12 protein-coding genes are annotated in these 21233 nt (G+C 55.2%); 5 read left to right on the top strand and 7 right to left on the bottom strand.

Annotated features, from left to right (window positions below; genetic code table 11):
• Both SIAM614_RS12025 and SIAM614_RS12015 read right to left on the bottom strand, forming a co-directional pair.
• The coding region (locus SIAM614_RS12025) for an AAA family ATPase (RefSeq protein WP_006934784.1) at positions 1-1026 on the bottom strand (1026 nt) is incomplete at its 3' end.
• Between the two features lie 1154 nt (positions 1027-2180).
• Entirely contained in the window at positions 2181-4052 is a 1872-nt protein-coding gene (locus SIAM614_RS12015) for a DUF6119 family protein (protein WP_006934783.1), read from the bottom strand.
• A gap of 512 nt (positions 4053-4564) precedes the next feature.
• On the opposite strand from SIAM614_RS12015, the gene SIAM614_RS12010 reads away from it, so the two are divergent.
• Entirely contained in the window at positions 4565-5761 is a 1197-nt protein-coding gene (locus SIAM614_RS12010) for a hypothetical protein (protein WP_006934782.1), read from the top strand.
• 218 nt (positions 5762-5979) lie between these two features.
• On the opposite strand, the gene SIAM614_RS12005 is transcribed toward SIAM614_RS12010, so the two are convergent.
• The gene (locus SIAM614_RS12005; RefSeq protein WP_040440015.1) at positions 5980-6348 is read right to left on the bottom strand and encodes a TA system antitoxin ParD family protein; all 369 of its coding nucleotides are present in this window, start codon (positions 6346-6348) and stop codon (positions 5980-5982) included.
• Positions 6349-6705: 357 nt separating this feature from the next.
• Here SIAM614_RS12005 and SIAM614_RS12000 point away from each other — a divergent pair, with 357 nt between their 5' ends.
• Genes SIAM614_RS12000 through SIAM614_RS11990 form a run of 3 tightly spaced genes read left to right on the top strand, consistent with a single transcriptional unit; the run spans position 6706 to position 11048 of the window.
• Positions 6706-7560, top strand: a complete 855-nt coding sequence (locus SIAM614_RS12000; RefSeq protein ID WP_006934780.1) for a hypothetical protein — start codon at positions 6706-6708, stop codon at positions 7558-7560.
• Positions 7553-10678, top strand: a complete 3126-nt coding sequence (locus SIAM614_RS11995; RefSeq protein WP_006934779.1) for a DEAD/DEAH box helicase — start codon at positions 7553-7555, stop codon at positions 10676-10678. The genes SIAM614_RS12000 and SIAM614_RS11995 overlap by 8 nt, the downstream gene beginning before the upstream one ends.
• Before the next feature lie 34 nt (positions 10679-10712).
• Complete coding sequence (locus SIAM614_RS11990) at positions 10713-11048, top strand: DUF3223 domain-containing protein (RefSeq protein WP_006934778.1); 336 nt, start codon at positions 10713-10715, stop codon at positions 11046-11048.
• An 84-nt stretch (positions 11049-11132) separates the two neighbouring features.
• Here the strand turns inward: SIAM614_RS11990 and SIAM614_RS11985 are convergent, their stop codons facing one another.
• Entirely contained in the window at positions 11133-12293 is a 1161-nt protein-coding gene (locus SIAM614_RS11985; protein ID WP_006934777.1) for a DUF2235 domain-containing protein, read from the bottom strand.
• A gap of 123 nt (positions 12294-12416) precedes the next feature.
• On the opposite strand from SIAM614_RS11985, the gene SIAM614_RS11980 reads away from it, so the two are divergent.
• On the top strand, positions 12417-13841 hold the full coding sequence (locus SIAM614_RS11980) for a DUF2779 domain-containing protein (RefSeq protein ID WP_006934776.1): 1425 nt from the start codon (positions 12417-12419) through the stop codon (positions 13839-13841).
• Between the two features lie 6 nt (positions 13842-13847).
• Here the strand turns inward: SIAM614_RS11980 and SIAM614_RS11975 are convergent, their stop codons facing one another.
• From SIAM614_RS11975 to SIAM614_RS11965, 3 genes are all read right to left on the bottom strand, one after another.
• Positions 13848-15008, bottom strand: a complete 1161-nt coding sequence (locus tag SIAM614_RS11975) for an SAVED domain-containing protein (protein WP_040439936.1) — start codon at positions 15006-15008, stop codon at positions 13848-13850.
• A gap of 477 nt (positions 15009-15485) precedes the next feature.
• Entirely contained in the window at positions 15486-16727 is a 1242-nt protein-coding gene (locus SIAM614_RS11970; protein WP_040439935.1) for a nucleotidyltransferase domain-containing protein, read from the bottom strand.
• A gap of 198 nt (positions 16728-16925) precedes the next feature.
• Complete coding sequence (locus tag SIAM614_RS11965) at positions 16926-20609, bottom strand: vitamin B12-dependent ribonucleotide reductase (protein WP_006934768.1); 3684 nt, start codon at positions 20607-20609, stop codon at positions 16926-16928.
• Positions 20610-21233: the final 624 nt, after the last annotated feature.

The raw sequence follows: 21233 nt of genomic DNA, 5'->3' as shown, positions 1-21233 counted from the left end.
CAGGCGGTTGCAGGCCGCAACGATGACGACGCCGTCGCGCTTTTCAGACCCATCCATCAACTCGAGCAAGCCGGTGATCACCTGGGTCGCGTATTCCGGCGCATGGCGTGAAAGCGTCTCCCTGTTCCCCACGCCGTCAAACTCATCCAGGAACAGGATCGCCGGCGTGTTGCTTCGGGCTTCGCTGAACGCCTTGTTGATGCCTTTCAGCATATCGCCGAGATGTCCAAGCGCTTGGGTCTTTGACAAGGAACACTCAACGAACGTGGCTCCGCAGGACCTTGCAAGGGCTTTCGCGAAAATCGTTTTTCCTGTTCCGGGCCCGCCAAGCAGGAGAATTCCTTGATCGACGTCCGACCAGGGGAGCGCTCCTTCGCTCCAATCCTTGAGGTCGCGAACAAGCACCAGCCCCCATTCCTTCGCTTCGCCGTATCCGGACATCTCTTCGAGCGGCGGAGTCTCTGCGTCGTCGCGTCTTTTGGGAGTAATGGATGCCTCCGCCGCAGCCAGGGCTTCGAGCATACCGAGAGCTGCCTTCAGCGGTCGGTTTCCGCGAAAGGCGATCGAAAGACAGGCAATATTGTGAGCGATAAGCTCGTCTGCGATATGATCGCTCAAATGAAAACCGCGAGCGATTAGAGCGGCGGCTTGCAGGTGACGCCTCGTCGGACGCACCTCAATGACTGCTTCCGCAATGTTCCGGAAGACGTCGGTTATCGGATGTTTCGGGGTTCCGATGCCGATGAGCCGCTGGTGTTCGGTGATACTCATCCCGATCGAATACGACTCGAACGGCTCTTTACGCCTGTACCTCGACTTCCCTCTTTCATCGATGAAGTAGTGAAACTCCGGGCATGCCCGTTTTCCCGGGCCGTCCGGATCCACGCTCTGGAACTCGTACTCCAGCGCCTCTTCATAGAGCTTGGTGTCGATGTCATTGGGGAGTTCGACGCCGAGGATATAGGCCGAACGGCGATGCAGGCCCAGGCATTGCCGGAGTGCGCGGCGAACAGCCATGCGGGCCATGAGGAGCCCCAGTTGGTGTCCGGTCCCATGAATTATGTTTGGTCGTTTCATTCGAGTGCTTTCAGGCAAAGCTGTCGCGTTCGCTCCGCAGGAATTCGGAACGTTCGCGTTGCGTATCGCTGGATGTGGGAGACTTGAAAGAAGGTCCGGGCGCTCAGAGTGAGGGGAGGCCGGAGGCTAATCCTTGGCGAACTATGGTGCTATCCGGCGAATGGCGTCGAGGTGGGCGTCGACGTGGTTTTCCAGGCGCACCCAGCCCCGAGCCAAAAGGGCCCTGGAATTGTCATCGCTGAAGGCAAACACGGGCTCCAGTATTGGCGCCGCATCTGAGGAACCAATAATGCCGGGAAAGGGCAGGAGGGTTCGGCTCCAGTCCACGACAAGTGGGGCAGGGGATCGCGATCCGGGCATCGGGAAACCGGTAATTCGGTAGGCTTGGAGGTCTTGGGCGATGGACCGAAAGGTCTCAGGTTCATAGGAAAACGCGCGTGGCGTCCGGGTAGTCATTATTCGATCTTTCTGATTTTTAGGCGTCACAGATCATCACGTTGAGACACCCATGGCTTCGACAGCCGGGGTGCTCGACATGTTCGGGTTCGGGGGATTGGGAGTGTTCGCTGATCGACGAACCGGATGGTTCGCCGAGAGGCTAAGAAGGATTCATGTGCCTGCACGGCACGGTGTCATGTCGAACCTCAATCTCGACACACGAAAGTGGCGAGAAATTAAGTTTCTGCGACTGAACTTAATCATTTGGGAAAGCCGTCGGACAATTGGAATGAATCCTTGGAAGGGATACTTACCTTCGAAATATCAATGGGGTAGGTGGTTTTTGTCTAAGTCATTGCCGGCTCCCGCGGTTCGGTGAAACCGGTTTTTCCGGAACTTTCCGGACAAAAAGTTAACAGCTCAAATTTATTGTGAAAAATTATGATCAAGCACGCATTTGCGAGATGCCAAAGGAACAGTTCGAACAACTGATTTAAACGACCGCTTTGCCCATTCCGGTCGTTCGCCGCTTTGATACCAGATCCCGAAAGCAGACATTTTTTGCGATCAGCGCAAATCGCTGAGATGCGGACCTTTGAGACATTCGCCCCAGACCGCTAATTGGCAAGAAGGGAGGAGAGCTTGGAATCAATTGAGGAGCATCATCAAGCGGCCAGATCGAAGGGCCAGCTATGGTGTGAACATAGGCTGCCATCATCCTCTACGCGAATCGTCAGATGGTAGCGCGTACCGGGTGCGCTGTCTCTCACCGCCTTTGGGCATCTCTTGATCGGAGTGACAGTATCTAGTCCCTGACCGCCGACAGCCCGCACTTCGTGACCGTTCGCGCCGTCATATACCTGGACGAGGTACTTCGGGTTTTTGGCATGACCACCCTTTGCAGGGCTCGCATCTTCAATAAAGGTAAGAACGCTTGGCACCTTCATAAGGTCGAGGCGCTGCATGTTTCGCATCAAACTGATTTTAGAAAACAGTGGCAGATTGTCAGATTGAATCGCCGGGTCTTTGTGGGTGATGATCCCGAACACGACCTTGAAATCAAAATGATCAACGGGGGCGAGATAGGTATTCCTATTGTTGGCACCTAGTCTGTCGACAACCAGCCGCTTTAACTTATCCCTCGATGTCTCCTCCAACTCGATTAACTCAATGGAGTTCACCCCCTGATTGAACAAGTGGCTCAGATGGGATGACCGCGTGGAAATCTTGAGATGGTAAAGCGCGGCTCTGAAACCACTAATGGAGTTGGCATCAGCTAGTACGCTGTAAAGGTCGCAAGGTTCGATGTTTGTGCTACCGTCGGGGCTGATGTCGGCTTGATCAAGGCAGATGAAACGCCCTTGCCAGACTGGGATCGCTGCGTTGTAGTTTCCTTCGCTGTAGACGGCCTTCCCGTCCTTCTCACCGTCATGATCATAGGGGCAAAGGTCGGTCACTTCACATTTTGCATCGAGATATGTCTTTAAGCGCCTAAGGAAGCTCTTTTCCGCCTTGTACCAATCGCCTTCATTGAGGTGGTACATGACACGCTCGTCCGCAGGCTCGGTATCAAAAATCAAGCTGCGATAAAGGCCATATGACCGACCTGGAGCGCCATCCACGTCGGTCAGCAACATGCGATAGGATTTGAGTTGATCGAGAGTCAGGGTGTTCAGATCGAAGTCGGCACCCAAATAATCGTAGAAGGCTTCGATCGATATGTCAGGATATATCTCACTTGCACCGCCGGGCCCGTTGAACATGCAGCAAGTGTTGTCCCGATAGTCGACGATATCAGGAATGGTGAGCATCGTGTTGCCATCACGCATTTTCACTGATTCCAAAAGCAATGCATCGAGCCTTCTCACTTCGACCGGATCTTTGACCGGAATGATGTTCTGGATGTTTGGAAACGTGGTCTTGTAATCTTCGCTGCCATAGAGTGCCAGAAGTGTCTCGCAACGCGCAGCCAAAGCCCCTGGTGCTATTTTCATGCTGATCTTCAAACTCGCCGAACCGGTGGCGGTTGTGAACAGCTCCTTGTATTCCTCCTTCACCCTACCAGTCAGGCTTTTTATAATCTCACTGTTGCCGTCAAAGTCGAGATAAGTCAGTTCGGTCGAAATCGGCACCTGAGTGCGCCGGCGGCGAGCCGGTCCTGGCTCAATCATGTCCGCGCTCTTCAGCTTTTGGGGGTCGAGACTGTTTAGTGTAACCCGCAGACCGAAGTCATATTCATATGCATCGTCTTTGACGTGATGGAGGACGTGCCCGAATGAGAGGGCGAAGCATCGATTGCCCACTGGAAGAAACAGCAAGGCTCCCTTGAGTTGCTGCCACAGATCTTCCTGCACACCAAAGTATTCCCGCCACCATGGCCGCTTGCCCCTCTCATCAAGAATGTAGAGTGTACTCCCCTCGGGAACATGGGCTGCATCATCCGCTGCAAGAAGGCCATGATCATCCACCAAGGCATTTGCGGCATCGAATCCCTGCTTAAGCAGGTAGATGGAGAAAGGGCGTGATTTCTGGGTCATGCAGCTTCCTTCCTATCGAGCTTAGCCTACCCGTAAGTACTCACCGATTTGCAATAATAGAGTGCTTAATCGTAACTAGGGAAGATCGGTCTACAATATCCCATGGCTCTGATCGCGAGTGGTCTTGGTCCAAACTATTTTTTGCCAGGGGACCACCTCAGCTTCAGTGAGTTTTTCCCAATTACACCATTGGTCGTATGTTCCCTTGGCGCTAAATCGAACGTCTCAAATGGGCTAAAAGCTGAATTTCGTTGTACCTAAAACGAACGACAACTATGCGTCCGCATACCAGTCATTGCAGCTCCGCCGACACTCGCCTAAAAGCTGACGCCCACTGAGCCCAACTGAACTGGTCTTTTGACGTGAACAGCCGCCTCGGTTCGCGATCTCGCTGAACCCTCCGGCTCAAGATCACTCGCCGCGCCAGTGGACGGTGAGGCGATCGTAGGTATTGTGCGGCCGCACCTCCTCGCTGGCCTGGTTTAACGGAATGAGAAGGATCGATAGCAGCGATGAAACCAGCTAAAGCAGGATTCAAACCGACGAGAGGCCTTTTCGGGTGGCTCCCGCCCAAGAAGCAGATTCATCCATCCTTCAGGTTCCTCAAGGAGTCGCCACGCAACCGGTCGACCCGGGCGATGATGAACGAAGCCTTCGCCCGCTTCGCCGACCGCGATGGTAATTTCGTGGAACAGTTCCAGACGACCGGCTTCGACAACAGGACGTTCGAACTCTACGTCAGCGAACTTCTCCATTCCGAGGGTTTCGCGATGATCAGCGATGCTCCCCATCCGGACTTCAGCGTAGAGAAGGGAGGTGTTCGAATCCATATCGAATGCACTACCACGAACCGCACCGACACGGGCGGCAGCAGGCTCGTTCCCTACGAGCCGACAAACGACAGGGATCTGGATATCCAAGACATCAGCGACCGATCTGAGAACGACATTCCGTTGCGCATAGGCGGCGCGCTGCGGAATAAGCTGCTGCATCGGATCAACAGAAAGAGGGACCCGAAAGCCTATTGGGAATTGCCCCACGTCGCAGGGCAGCCGTTCGTGATCGCGGTGGAATCGTTCCACGAGCACGGTTCGCTCGGCTTCGGCGGCGCGGCAGCCGCCTTCTATTTATATGGGATCAGGCAATCGCCGAGTTGGGACGGTAGCGGGCGGCTCGTCATCGAACAGCAGCAGGTTGCCCGCCACATCAGCGGCGACAAGGACATCCCGTCTGGCTTCTTCAACCTGGAGGGAACGGAACACGTGTCGGCCGTGCTCTGGACGAACGCCGGAACAGTACCGAAATTCACGCGAGTTGCCCTGGCCGGACCCTACCCCGACGAGGACGTGACGGTGCTTCGCTTCGGAACTATGTTTGATTCCGATCCCAACGCCCATCAGCCTCTACCCTTCGCGTACATCGTGGGAGACCCGGGGACGCCAGAGGAGACGTGGGGGCAGGAAGCCATGCTGATACACAATCCTAACGCCCTCCATCCCGTGCCGACGGGTCTGTTCGAGACCGTGACGGAGACGGTGCTCCAGAACGGCAGGCCCGTCGATACGTTGAAGTCGGGGTTCTTTCCCTACATGTCATTGTCGAACGTGTTCACGGGCCCAGGTCGCCGCAAGGTCGCGATGGACGTCGGAAATCGCGCCTACGAGTCGCTGGTGCAGCTCTTCGCGGACAATGATCCCAAACACGGCTGAGCCGACCGCCGAGCGTCAAGGCTACGGCCGGAGTGCATGGTTCCGCATGCGCGGTACGGAAATGCGGGTCGCGCCGATTAAGAATGTAGACCGTACCCCTCCTATTCGGCGTTCGAACCACGGACGAGGATCCGACGCGGCACCGATGCCAGACCGCTGAGTGGTCTCCGCGCGTTCCGACGCATGAATGCCGATCCTGGGTACCATTTGGATGCCGATTAAGTGCGCGGCTCACTCTCGGATTGATTTTCCGTGCGGACGGTGTCGCCGAAAACATCAAGTCCGGAAGCGTTGCCGTTCTTCCGCAGCTCGGCGAAAAAGTCTTGCTCTCGCGGACCGGGTTCCGACATCTTCTCCAGAAACCTCTCCGACCAGACTGCCTTTTCAAGTGCGGTGAGGTCGGTGGTCTGGAGTTCTCCAGCGAGCGCAGCGCTTACGCGGGCTTGGTCGAAAGCACCGGACTTTTCGATGACGCGGCCGATACGGAGCCAAAGCGTGATCTGTTCGGAGACGGAGCGGTTTTGCAATTCCGCCTCGCAGCACACGAGCGACATCACATCGTCGCAAAGTTCTACAGATTGAGCCATCGCGCAGGCCTCCATTTAGAAATAAGGGTCGCAATTTGCCACCTTTTCGTCAAGGTGGGGTACGTCTCGGCTATTCACTGTTACCCAGCGCTCCTTCATCAATCTCGCCAAATTGGGTTGTCTTAAGGCGCTTGGGCGCGTCCGGACATACGAGCCCGAGCCCAAATCTTTTCTGGTTATGCCTCATTCCAAACCTGAATAAGAATTCTCGCGGCGATTTCCGCTTTGTCCTGTGGCAGAAGCCCCGCGTGTGGGCCAAATTTTGCTGACCCCGGTCAAAATCGTTCTGTCGGACGCCTCGTTGATTGACTGCAATGTGAGGATGTGAAATCTCTCAGATGATACTGGGGGTGTTGATTGATTTACACCAAGCACGAAGTAACGGTTGACGAAGTCCACCGTTGGGCGGTCGTACATGAAACTTGCGACCCAAAAAATGGCGACGATCCTTTCCTTCAACATGTCGCGAAAGCAATTAGACGCATTTACGGGGAGGAAAAATTCAAAGAATTGGCGGCGGCTGTTTCAACGGTTCCGGAACCTGCCGAGGGAGTCGAGTCCAACTTCCAAACCGAACGATTGATGAAAATGTTCCGCGCAGGGTTGCCGAATCCTGATAAGGAAGGCCGCAAGCCAGAGCACCTAAAAAATTTTCGTTCGGAAACCGCAGAGGTCATTGCCAGAGAAGCGTTGAGTGCAGTGTTCGGCTTCGCCACACCGCCCGCTCTTCATGCGACAAAAGGTAATCGAAACCAACCGGCGTTGGGTTTTGACGGATGGAGCTTGGTGGCGAACGAGCAAGGTGAAGTCTCCCTAGTTCTGATACAGGTCAAAGGCACTGACGACGAACGCCGCCCACCAGGGGAAGCTTCGAAGCTTATCAAGGAGTGTGCCGCAGCCGCATCGGACGGAGAAAAGCTGAACGATTATCTTTGCGCTTGCGTTATTCGATGCGAAGCTACACCGATAGGACAGGCTCTGATGCAGATGATGCTTGAATTGGAGTCCACCGAACGTGTCGAGAGAACGATTGTGTCACCGGTAATTATTCGAGGTAGAACAAGTGCTGATATTGAAGACTTGCGGTCGCTTCGTGAAGCGGGAAGCGACACATATCTTCATGCGAAGGCTTTCGGCATGTCCTTATCCATCGGAACCGAGCTGACCTCCTTTTGCCGTCTCGCAATGATGAAGGCTCGAAGCGATGCCTGAAGTCGCGAACATCATCGATGGCATGTATCTTGACCGGCTAGTTAAGCAACTCGACGATACCGCCTTTCAGTCAGCGTTCCATCAAGTCGATTCGCAGGACGCCGGTCGACTAATCGAGCTGAAGTTGGGCGCGAAGATAGCCTACGAACGTTGGGTGGCTGCTCTAGCGTTTCCTGCCAATGTTTTCTCGGTGTCCAACCATCCTCCCTACGATGGAACATTGCAGGTCTTCGAGCAGTGGCACGCCTATATCGTCGCCGCCGAAGGAACACGCAAGATCGAAATTCGCGATGTGCTGCTTGCAACGGTTACAGGCCTTGCTTCCAGGCGGCAGGTTGAGTTGCGTCACCTCCTCAACACCAAGAGCGTGACTCGTGTCCTGGAAGGCCCATCGAAGAGTCTCAGGTGGCCAAGACGGGTTCAAGATACAGTTTCGCGTGCGCTCGTTCTTGTCGCTCGTCAGGGTGGAAAACCGGATATCGAAAGTGCCTTAGCGCGCGTTCAAGAGCTTAGCGAACTGCAAAGAACGGTCGAAGAGGATTGGCTTCAATCTTCTGAGCGCTCCGAGGAATCCGCGCTGAGCTTGCTTGGGTTGTATCACGCGGCACAGGCAACAATTGTGGTCACCAATTACGTTCTTACGGGTGAATATCGAGGCATCAAAGGGCGGCCGATCAACGTTCAGACCGAACTTTCCGTTCTTATGTCCAGAGCCCACGAATATGCCGAGCTGTCAGCTGATCCCGAATTGATGACGTGGATCAAGTCAGTTGGCATGATCATTGCCAAGCTGCGTGCAGACACGGTGTGGGCGAACGGCTTCAATATTTCTCAATCGATCGATGCACTGATACGCACAATTAGCGGTCGTAGCGGCCCCATGTACAGCATGCTACCGTCGCAGCAGGATGCACTGGCTGGTAATCTTCTCGACGCGCAGCGGGAGGCAGTTGTCCTTCAGATGCCCACGAGTTCGGGAAAGACCCTCATGGCAGAACTTTCCGCTTTGCAGGCCATATCCAGCTACAGTGGGGCGAAGGTCGTGTACCTCACGCCTACCCGAGCACTCGCTACGCAAGTACGCAGGACACTTGGAACTGACTTCGCCGAACTCGGCATCGAAGTCACAGCTGCGAGCAGCGCATTTGAAGAAGACCCCTTCGAAATGGCGCTGCTCGACAGCGTTTCCGGCGTTGTCATATCGACACCTGAAAAGCTTGACCTGCTTCTGCGGGGGCGTGCGGAGTGGTTCGATCAGGTTCGCTTGATGATAGTAGACGAAGCTCACCTCCTTACTGATGGGGAGCGAGGCGCGCGGTTAGAACTCTTGATTGCCAACATACGACGCGAGCATCCGCATGTTCGATTGCTGCTGCTCACTCCATTCGTACAGAATGCCAAGGAGGTTGCGAGCTGGCTGAGCAAGGAGCGAGGAAGCGATGTTGATGTCCAGTGGCGCCCTTCTCGTTTGATCATTGGGCTCGCTAAGCTTACGGGGCGTGGTAAGGGCCGGACATTGGAAATCGAATGGAAAGAACCACATCGCAATAGCTCAGAGATCTCAAACACCAGACTAGCTCTCGACGATAATGAACGCCGGATTTTGCGCGAAAATCGGAATGTCCGAACTACGGCGATCACACTTAGCAAACGACTGCGGACTTTAGGGCCATCCTTAGGTATGTTCACCGCATCTCGGAAAGATGCTGAGAAAGCCGCTCTCGAAATGGCTGCATCGAAAAGCGAGATAGATCCAAGCACTGCGCCTCCCGAGTTCCGCGTAGCACTGGCCCTCGCAAAAAGTGAGTATGGCGAAGAAAACGATTTGGCCAGATGCCTTTCGAAGGGGGTCGCTTTCCATCACTCCGCTTTGAGCAGTGAACTTCGCTACCTAGTCGAACGGCTCGCAAGCTTAGGCACACTCGATTACATTGCAGCTACGACTACGCTTGCTCAAGGCATGAACTTCCCTGTGTCGAGCGTAGTGATTCATTCTGTGACTAAGGGCATGCCGGCAAAGGCTTTGAAACCCGCGGAATTTTGGAACATCGCTGGCCGCGCAGGTCGCGTGGGTCTTTCTGAAAAAGGGGTTATCGTATTTGCAAACCCCGATCATCGACCTCACTGGGAGCGTTACACGCAATTTCTTTCCGAACGAGTGGATTCGGCCCTGAACGATGCAATAAAAAAGATCAATGAGACTGATACAGTTAAGTGGACCTACAAGACCCACGAAGGCATCAGGCCCTTCATTCAGTACCTTGGACATGCTGTAGCGAGCCTTGGAGCAAGGCAGACCGCAAGTGAACTCGAACGTCTCGTTACTGCTAGCCTCGCAGGCCGGTCTCCTCAGACACGTGCTGCGCTATTGAGACTTGCTCGCAAGTATCTTGCAGATGTGGCGAGCAAAGATCAGGGTTACATGAAGGTCGCCGACCAAACTGGCCTAGCATCCTTCAGTTTCGACGAACTGTATGCATCAATCGCTGAGGATCCAGTGCTGCGGCATGGTGATGCCGAAACGTTACGTGGCCAAGAAGGGTTGAAGCATTTGGTTGATGCCCTTGCCAAGTTACCAGAGCTTTCGCTTGCCCTCGACAATGGGTACGGCGAAATCGACACCGAGGCGGTAGCCTCCGTCGTGCATAGGTGGATGAATGGTGCCACCGTTCGCGAAATCGCCGATCTATTCGCAGGAGAAGAGACCGACAGGGTGCGTAACGCGGGCAACTATGTGTTCAAACGGGTTTCCCAAATAATGTCTTGGGGCGCGCACGCGTACTTGCGTGGTCGCGGCATGAGTTCCCGGGAGGCGGCGGAAGACGAACATCGGATGCTGCCGGCTTTCATTCAGTACGGTGTGAATTCTCCAGAAGCAGTTGTGGCCTCGATTATGGGCGTCCCACGCCACGCCGCAGCTGGGATTTCCGAAGTTTACAGACGCAGAAATGGCAACTTGTCACCGGAAGGATCAGGTCAGTTCAAGTCGTTTCTCCAAGAAAGCAGTGTCGAGGACTGGCAGGAAGCCATCGAAGGAACTACCGTCGCGACGTATGTTTCAGCTTCGGATCTTCGTATCGTGTGGCGAGATGCTCAGGGCTTGAGCCGAAGGAACTAGATTCAACTTCACCGTAATCCCGAGGAGGTCAGTCATGCCGAAGAAGGCGGTGAAGCTCCCCAACGGAGCAGTCTGGGCGTCTCAGAAGGATGCAGAAGCGCATTTCCGCGAAATCCGCGACAAGTTTCCACCACGTAACAAGATTGGTCCGGGACCGGAATTTGAAGATCTTCTTGCACTGCTGACTCTCTACGACATCAATTGGCCGGCGGAGGAGTCTAAAATTGGCTCGGGCGTTAGCTACTTCGAGACACGCATCAACAGGACCAACGGTGGCCGGACGATAGGCTTCTGGGTTGTTAGATCTGATGGCACTTCTCTCGACTTTAGTTTCATAAAGGCAATCGCGTGGGCATCTCGACAATCCTGAAATAGTTCCGTGGACTTAGGAATGGCTACTACAAAGACTAAGTTGATGAAAAATAATAATTTTCGGAGAAAACTCGCCAACCACTTATGACTCGGTATCGAAATCGGTCGGGAAGTTCTCCGGGTCATAGTCTGAACCATTCTTTCGGTCTACAGCGGACTTATGAATGATTGGCTTCCTACTCGATCCCCCGATTACCCGTGGTTCGGCCTGCGGCAGGTACATCCCTGCAAACTTTCGCCGAGTCCATTCCATCCATTTTGCAGACTTCGGGAAATACTCAAGGGGACGCCACCCCGCAGTGAGGGAGTTGTGTGCATCCGCCAAATGATCCGGCTTTGTATAGCGCACCTTTGAGCCCATTCGCGCTTTGCCAAGAACGATGTAGTTTCGTGTTGCGGGATTGACATTCAAGCCGTGGGCTATTGCCTCTCGAAGCATCCAGTCGAGGGGATATTTTGCCAACCCGCTCTCTTCTTCCGGATAGCCTCCTCCAATATCAGAATGGCATCCAGCAAACCAAACTTGTTTTATGTCCTGGGAAACAGGTTCAGCCTTCCTGTCGAACGGGTTCTTGACGAATGGCTGAGGTTCCTCCCAGCGATTGAGCCGAAACATACGCCGATTCTCGTCGATGGCCATGGCGTGTCGGAAAACTTCGACACTCGGATTCCTTCGTGTGTAAGGGAGGGTCAGGAGTTGGGGAATGAAGCGGTCCGGACGAGGAACAATTACCGACGCGACCGTGTCCCAGACACCGAGGAATTTGATACGTGCGGGTTTGGAACCAGACACTTTTGCAAAGTGCCAGGGAACGGTGAAATCACCTTCATAGCTGGCCTGTTTGTAAGCCCGTAAGGCATAGTTGGCGATATTCAACTGGTCTACGGGCAAAAGCCCGATCATGTGTATGAACCCTGCTAGAGCCCGTACAGTGTAGGCACCGCGGCTAAACCCAAACAGGAATATTTCATCGCCTTCCTGAAAGTTGCGGCAGATAAAGTCATATGGAGCCAGGATATCGCCATCGAGGCCATACCCTGTGGCGAGCTCAAACACAGCCTTGGTATTTTGACGATAGCGAGCCCATGCATCGCTTGAGCCAATCGTTCCAATCCCTGCGTTGTAATAGACGCATTGCTCGTCATTTTTCCGGCACACGCGAAACAATTTTAGAACGTTCGATAGGTTCTTCTCGATCTGGTTTCCGGTGCCGTCACAGCATACGACGATATTCTTCCCCATACGCTTTCCTCCCCAGCACCCCGCAAGATCTGAATCGACCTGTAGTCTTTCGATTAAATCAGCAATTGAAATTCTGTTCAATTGCCCGGAATAATAGGCTCAGCGGGACCTGAGGGCAGCGCGATGTTATCGAAGACCGATTTTATTCAGTTTCTTAATTGTCCAAAGTCGCTTTGGCTCATGCAGCGAAAACCGGAAGTCTATCCTGAAGGTGAGTTTTCCGAATACGCGAAAAAGTTGGCCGCAGAGGGCTATCTGGTCGAAGACTATGTGCGCCAGTTGGTACAGGGATGGCCAGATGCTGCGGCGTATTCGTTCCAGGATGTTTTCGAGACGGATGAGGGGCTTTATGCGCGGGCGGACATGCTCCGAGCAAACGAAGACGGGACGGTTGATATATTCGAGATCAAGTCCTCGACGAGCGTGAAGGACAGCAATCCTCATAATCAACTGAAGGATGCGGCCTTCCAGACGATCGTTGCCACAGAAACAGGTCGCGAAGTCAGAAACATCTTCATCGTGCATTTGAACAAGGACTACGTCCGCAACGGCGCGATAGATCCCGCAGGCCTACTGACCTTCGCTGATGAGACGGCTCGTGTTAAAGGCCTTCTCGCGGAGACGGAGCGGCAGATTGCAGACGCTCTAGGACTTCTCAACGAAGCGGCGATTGATGAGAGTTCGTGTAGCTGCCTGAACCTCAGTCGTTCTCATCACTGCGACAGCTTCGACTACTTCAATCCGGGCATCCCTAAGTACTCGATTTATTCGCTTCCGCGGCTGTCTGGCAAGAAGCTGGAGAACTTCGTCTCGGAGGGGCGGTTTGGCCTGGACCAGATTGAACTCGATGAGGTTACGCTTCTCCAGCAGCCGATCATTCAGGCCCACAATGCCGGAGCTCCCTACGTGGATCTCGCCGATATCGAAAACTTCATCAGCGTATTGGAGTACCCGCTCTATTTTCTCGATTACGAAACCTACGCTTCTGCAATCCCCATCGTTGATGGGACAGGGCCGCAAGAGCAGTTGCCCTTTCAGTTTTCCCTCCATGTTCTGCATAACGACGGAAGGCTCAATCACTTCGAATATCTGGTCGATCAGCCGGAGCCGCCGCGTCGATTGGTTGAAGCCCTCGAAGGGGCCATTGGCGCGACGGGATCCGTCGTAGCCTGGAATAAGGCGTTTGAGAACACACGCAACAAGGAGATGGCCGAGGCCTTTCCTGACAAGGCGGATTTCCTCGTAGGACTGGTCGAGCGAACAGTCGATCTGATGGATGTGTTCAAGACAGGGTACGTCGATATCCGTTTCAACGGATCGACATCCATCAAGAAGGTCCTTCCCGTTGTCGTTCCGGAATTGAGTTATGAGGAGATGGAGATTGCCGACGGTACTGCGGCAATGGACGGCTGGAACAAGATGATCAACGAGGAGGATCCGGAAAAGCGCGCGCAACTGCGAAAGGCGCTTCTCGCGTATTGTGAGCTCGATACTCTCGCGATGGTCCGGATATTTCAGTTCGCCGAGACGCTGATACGAGATCGTTAAAGATGATTATCTCATAGGTATCGACGGAATGAGGCCTATCTGATGCCTTTCGACAAATCCATCAGCTTGGGTTTCATCAAAAATGCGAAAACCAGGATGCGCCTTTGGTTGCCAAACGCGTCCAAAATCTATGGCGCAGGCTATCGGTATGGCCGGAAAAACTGAGAGTTGGACGTCTTTCCCATGTTGCTCGCGGATTTCATCGAATACACGACCAACGAGTAGGCGATACCCGGTCAAATCGCTTTGGTTTCGCAGTACGCCCGTACCGAAACGCTCACTTCGAATTTCCCAGATGGAAATATCGTCGCCGAGCGCCTGTTTGACACGCTCATCCTTGATGTCAGCGGATACCGAGAGCTTCAGCGCCACACTGTTACTTTCTGCCGATCCCTTGGATCTTGAAAACGACAGGCCAGGGCCATCGTTGGGCCATGCCCACTGAGGCTTCGGTTCCCGGTGCCGCATGAAAATGGTTGCGTCTGAAATATCCGAGATCAAGCGTCCCAATTCCATAAGAATCGGGATCGGAGCCAACCCAAAAACCGAGAGGTGTTCAATCAATCCGTCTTCATATTGCCCTTGGATTTCTCGCTCAAAGCGAGATCTCAGATTGCTTATTTCAGTGTTGTAGTAGTTCGGATCGGTATCCTTGTGGCGCATTCCACGGATCTTGATTTCGACCGGAGCGCGGTCGGCAAGGATCGACTCCGAAGCGACGGCATAAGTGCAATCGTCGAAGGATACTGCCGTTTCATTTTCACCGATCGGTGCGCTGACTTGGAGAATCTTTGACTTCTTTGCCGTCCGAATGGAGAGAAGCTGATCCACGCGCATCTCATGCTCGCGTTTCATTTCCCGCAGTACCTGGACCGTGTAGATATCAAGTTTTTCCCTATCGTCGATTTCGCGATGATGGACATCGCACATCAGCATCAGGTTCTCTGGATCATCCGCCAACTCATAGGAGAGTTCCGGATGCCCGCGCTCCCCTCCGGGGTCAGCAGCAACGATATGCGCGATATAACCACCGTTTCGGTCGAGGTTCCCGGAAATAAGGTCGCCATCGAGCCGTTCATTGCAGTTTCTATACTGGCATCGACCGCCGGCACGCCCCCAGACGATCATCTTCGTCTTTTCGCGCGTATTTCCTCTGCTTTTAGACATTTGTTGTCGCGAGATTCTGCGGAGTGGTTGCTCCGATACAGTTCGGACCTGGGGCGCTTTTTCCTCGCCATTGTCCGTCAAGATGCCAAAGTTCGTAGTGGTGCAACCATTCAGAGGTCCAGGGAACTGTGCTGTCTGCGATCCACATGCTGTGGTCCCATTCCCCAGTATCCGGGTCAAAAAGACAAAGTGCCGAGTTTTCGGGAGCTTGACTGTCAAACCTTAGGTGCGGGATGTCGATATATCTTTCGCCTGGTCGCGGCCGAATTTCAGGATTGAGAACAAAGGCCAACGGGAACGAGTCTGGCGTCAGCCAATCCCAACAGATTGAAACCCGATACTCCATCTGAAAGCCACGGATAGGTCCCAACCATTGCAGGAATTGACCTCCACCCATCATTCTTGGCTTGAGTAGAGGCCAACGCCTTTCCATCCGGGAAAGCTGTGCTTCGGGGGATCGGGGCTTCGCGCGGCGCTTCATTTTTTTAGCCTTCCCGGGTGGAAGCTGTGCGGTACCGCTTTGGGAGCATTCGCTGCGCCCGTGCGAGCCGGTGATATTAATGCAGGTGCAGCCACAAATCCCTTTCCCGGCTGAAATCTGCTTTGACCGGTCGGGTTGGAAGCTTGGCTTAAATACGAGCGGACGGCACTTTCCGTTACTGTCTCCCCGAACAGACCTCGAAAGATGTTGCGGATTTCGACGAATTCTGACCGCCGAGCGCGCTGCAACTCATAAACGAGATGCTCTAGGTCATCCCGAAACATGACCATTTCCTGGATCGACGTTGGCCAACGATCATTAAAATTTTCAGTCAGCAGAGCCGGATTTCGTTCTGCCGGCCATACACCGGTTTCGATCGCATTCACCATTCTCTGCGCAAGGGCGGCGGCGAGGTCTTCCAACTGAGAACATAAGCCGTTGAGATTCAATGGAACCTGTGCCGCAACCTTAGAAAGATAGACGGAAATCGGACGTTTCTCTTTTCTCTTTGCATAGCGCAGATTGAGAAACCTCTTCATGAGCTTAAGCGAAATTACCTGTGGAGCATCGCGCAACGGATGTGTTTCGACCGGCAAGTCCTCGATCTCGGCGTCCGCACGAAATGTGGTCGAAATGAACCGATCCCTCTGCACAATCTGTTCGCGCATATCCTTCAGCTGTTTTTGAAACGCAAGCGTCGGCGGCGAAACGCTGCCGTTGAACCACGTGGCAAATCCATACGGATTTACGTCAAACAGTTCGTCATTGCCGTTGTCAGGACTATGATAAATAGCACCAACACGCTCGATGCGCGGTTCGGTGGCCGGATCCATCGGGGTGACGTCCAAATGCATGAAGGCAAACTGGAGCTGAACGCACCGGGTGCATCGTTCTATATGCTGAACGTCCGGAAAGCCTTCAAAAGCCGCATGGAGTTCGTCCAGAACTCTTGAGATCGACCAGCCCATAGGCCGTGGGAATTCAAGAACAGCATCAAGATCGAAGCGATCTTCATCGGCGCCGTGAACAATCGTTGCCCCGATCGCCCTCGATCCTTGCGCGTATACGACCGCGTCGTCCATGTAAGTACGCAAGGGACTGGACGGTCTCTGCAAGTGTTCAGGGATGTAGTGATATCGCTTTTTTGCTACCCGGCGATCCCGATCGCTCAGTTCGATTTCCAGTAGCGTTGCAAGTAGCAGCGCATCCAAGTTTGGCGATGATTTGTCGAGGGGCATTAAAAACTCCTTTTCATCTGGACTTTTGGATCGCCTCCCTCGACCCAATCGAGTTACGTGCACAGGATAACGCGTTGCTATTTTGTTCTTTTTTGTTCTCCCGGGCGCCGTTGGCGCCCGGTTTTCTTATTTGAGCCGCTTATTGGCCTAAATTGGCCATCCTATGCGACTCGGGACAGGCCGGAAGTCTGTTGATTATCAGCTGCAGCCGCTGGTGGAGCCGCAGGTGTCGCATTTCAGGCAGGTGCCGTTGCGTACCATGGTGAAGTTTCCGCATTCCGAGCAGCTCTCGCCTTCGTAACCCTTCATCCGGGCCTGGGCGATCTGCTGAGCTGCGGTTTTCACCTGCGGGGCAGGGGCCGAAGTCACTTCGACTGCGGCGGCTGCTTCCGAGCCGCGGGCGAAGGCCGTTGCGACGGCGGAGGTCTGGGCGGCGATCGTTGTGCCCAGTTCCACTTTCACCGCTTCGGTGATTTCACCCGCCGGTTCATTGCCGGAGACGAGGCGGAAGCGCTCGGTCTGGCCGCGGACGAGGCCGTGGGAAACCACACCACCCGAGCTACCCTTGTCCATGGTCTTGACTGCGCCTGCGCTGACCGGGCCGCTGAAGGCTTCCGGCGGAACGTGGGCAAGGTCATGACGGCCGAGATAGGAGACCGCCAGTTCGCGGAACACGTAGTCGAGGATCGACGTCGCGTTCTTGATCGCGTCGTTGCCCTGGACCATGCCGGCCGGTTCGAACTTGGTGAAGGTGAACGCGTCGACATATTCCTCGAGCGGCACACCGTACTGCAGGCCAAGCGAAACGGAGATCGCGAAGTTGTTGATGAATGCCCGGAGCGCCGACCCTTCCTTGTTCATGTCGAGGAAGATTTCGCCGAGACGGCCATCATCATATTCGCCGGTGCGCAGGAAGATGGTGTGACCACCGATCTTTGCCTTCTGGGTGTAGCCCTTGCGGCGGGTCGGCAGTTTTTCCTGTTCGCGAACAACGCGTTCGACGATCCGCTCGACAATGCGTTCGGCAACGACTTCAGCCTTGGCAGCCAGCGGCTTGGCAGCCAGCGCCTCGATGGCGTCATCCTCGTCTTCGTCCTCATCGGCCAGAAGCTGGGAGTTGAGCGGCTGGGACAGTTTGGAGCCATCGCGGTAAAGGGCGTTCGCCTTGAGGGCGAGCTTCCAGGAGAGCATGTAGGCTTCCTTGCAGTCCTCGACCGTCGCATCGTTCGGCATGTTGATCGTCTTGGAGATCGCGCCGGAGATGAACGGCTGGGCAGCAGCCATCATGCGGATGTGGCTTTCCACCGACAGGAAGCGCTTGCCGATACGGCCGCACGGGTTGGCGCAGTCGAAGACCGGGTAATGCTCTTCCTTCAGGAAGGGAGCACCTTCCAGGGTCATTGCACCGCAGACATGGGTGTTGGCGGCTTCGATGTCGGCCTTTGAGTAGCCGAGGAAGGTCAGGAGGTCGAATTCCGGATCTTCCAGTTGCTCGTCGGAAACACCGAGCGCCTTCATCTGCTCGTCGCCGAGGGTCCAGCGGTTGAAGACGAACTTGATGTCGAAGGCCGACTTCATGCCGTCCTTCAGCTTGGTCAGGCTTTCGTCGCTGAAGCCCTTGGTCTTCAGTGCGGACGGGTTGACGCCAGGTGCCTGGTCGATGGAGCCATGGCCAACGGCATAGGCTTCGATCTCGCCAATCTCGCTTTCCGAATAGCCAAGCTTGCGCAGGGCTTCGGGAACGGCGCGGTTGATGATCTTGAAGTAGCCGCCACCGGCCAGCTTCTTGAACTTCACCAGCGCGAAGTCGGGCTCGATACCGGTCGTGTCGCAGTCCATGACCAGACCGATGGTGCCGGTCGGGGCAATCACGGTGGACTGGGCGTTGCGGTAGCCGTTCTTTTCGCCGAGTTCGAGTGCGCGGTCCCAGGCTTTCTGGGCGCGTTCGATCAAGACCTTGTCCGGGCAGGAGGCATGGTCGAGCGCGACCGGTGCCGTGTTCAGGCCCTCGTAGCCCTCGGCTTCGCCATAGGCTGCCCGGCGGTGGTTACGCATGACGCGCAGCATGTGGTTCGCGTTTTTCTTGTAGCCCGGGAAGGCGCCAAGTTCGCCGGCCATTTCCGCCGAAGTGGCGTAGGCAACACCGGTCATGACGGCGGTGAGCGCACCGCAAAGCGCGCGGCCTTCATCGCTGTCGTAGGGAATGCCGGAGGTCATCAGCAGGCCGCCGATGTTGGCATAGCCGAGACCAAGGGTGCGGAACTTGTAAGACAGTTCTGCAATTTCCTTGGACGGGAACTGGGCCATCAGCACCGAGATTTCCAGAACGATGGTCCACAGACGGACGGCATGCTCGTAGTTGTCGATGTCGAAGGACCGGTCTTCCCGGCGGAACTGCATCAGGTTCAGGGACGCCAGGTTACAGGCCGTATCGTCCAGGAACATGTATTCCGAGCACGGATTGGACGCGCGGATCTCTCCATCAGCCAGGCAGGTGTGCCAGTCGTTGATAGTGGTGTGATACTGCAGGCCCGGATCTGCGGAGGCCCAGGCGGCGTAGCCGATCTGTTCCCACAGTTCCTTGGCCTTGACGGTCTTCAGAACGTCGCCGGTCCGGCGGGCGGTCAGGTCCCAGGTGCTGTCCTCGACAACGGCATTCAGGAAGCCGTCGGTCACGCGCACCGAGTTGTTGGAGTTCTGGCCGGCAACCGTCAGATAGGCTTCGGAATCCCAGTCCGTGTTGAAGGTCGGGAATTCGATCTTGGTGAAACCCTGGCGGGCGAACTGAATGACGCGCTGGATGTAGTTTTCCGGCACCATCATCTTCTTGGCGGCACGGATTTCGCGCTTCAGGGCCGGGTTCTTGGCCGGGTCGAAGCAGTCGCCGTTGTCCGCTTCGCAGTTGACACAGGCGCGCATGATCGCGGAAAGGTGCTTCTGGCAGATCTTGGAGCCGGTGACGAGGGCTGCCACCTTCTGCTCTTCCTTGACCTTCCAGTTGATGTATTCCTCGATATCCGGGTGGTCGACATCGACCACGACCATCTTGGCCGCACGGCGCGTGGTGCCGCCGGATTTGATCGCGCCGGCTGCCCGGTCGCCGATCTTCAGGAAGCTCATCAGGCCGGAAGATTTGCCACCACCGGAAAGACGCTCGCCTTCAGCGCGGACATGGGAGAAGTTCGAGCCGGTGCCGGAGCCGTATTTGAAGAGGCGCGCTTCGCGAACCCAAAGGTCCATGATGCCGCCTTCGTTCACCAGGTCGTCGCCGACGGACTGGATGAAGCAGGCATGCGGCTGTGGGTGTTCGTAGGCGCTCTTGGATTTGACGAGCTTGCCGGACTGGAAGTCGACATAGAAGTGACCCTGGCCCGGGCCGTCAATGCCATAGGCCCAATGCAGGCCGGTGTTGAACCACTGCGGGGAGTTCGGCGCCACCTTCTGGGTCGCCAGCATGTAACGCAGTTCGTCGTAGAAAGCCTGGGCGTCGGATTCCTTGTCGAAATAGCCGCCTTTCCAGCCCCAGTAGGTCCAGGTGCCTGCGAGGCGGTCGAAGACCTGGCGGCCGTCGATTTCAGAACCGTAACGCTCGTCCTCGGGCAGGTCTGCCAGTGCGGCCTCATCTGCCTCATGGCGCCACAGCCAGGACGGGACGGTGTTTTCTTCAACAGCCTTCAGCTTGGCCGGAACGCCGGCCTTGCGGAAATACTTCTGAGCCAGAATGTCGGACGCGACCTGCGAAAACTGGGCCGGGACCTGAATGTTCTCAAGACGGAACACAATGGATCCGTCCGGATTCCGGATTTCGCTGGTAGCGTTCCGGAATTCAACGCTGGCGTAAGGCGATTGACCTTCCTTGGTGTAGCGCCGCTCGATCCGCATCTTCTCAAGTCCCCTTTTAGATTACCGCCGGTTCCCCCGAACCGGGCTTGACCGCATCGCATCCGACGTGGCGTGGCCGCCTGCCTCTAAGTTCGGATGCCGCCCTGCACGTTACAGGCTTCGAGCCTGTATGTAGCGTATCTTGTGTTTCTATCCACTATATATAGTGGTCATCAACAGGTTTGTCACGACATGCGCCCGGAACTCGGCACAACAAAACCCGTCTCCCGGCTTTGGGGGCAAAGACCTGGAGCGGTACGCTTGATACTGGTGGTTTTGGATGACCGGAGCGCCCGGTTGGGCTCCCGACTACTCACATCGCAATGATGAGAAACTAATGTAAACGAATTCTTAAGGTCAAGGTCGGAGTGACAACAGCTAGTGCCTGGATTGTGGGCAAACGCAAAATCTTGTGTGGCTGTGTGGATAATGGGGACCGGAGCGGGGACAGTGTTTTAGCAAGGAATTTAGCGCTTGCTTTCCCGGCGAAGGAGTGCCCGCGCGGCAGGCACAAGTCCCTGTGGATGACGATAGACCGGATTTAATGACAATTTGAAGAAAATGGCAGTGACCGACTTCAACCGGGTTTAAGCCGGGTCTGGTTTCATGCGGACGGGATAGGGA

This window comes from Roseibium aggregatum IAM 12614 (genome assembly GCF_000168975.1).
In the GTDB taxonomy this organism is placed as follows: domain Bacteria; phylum Pseudomonadota; class Alphaproteobacteria; order Rhizobiales; family Stappiaceae; genus Roseibium; species Roseibium aggregatum.
Note: the sequence above shows the minus strand (reverse complement) of the source record. Positions and strands in the feature narration are given on the sequence as shown.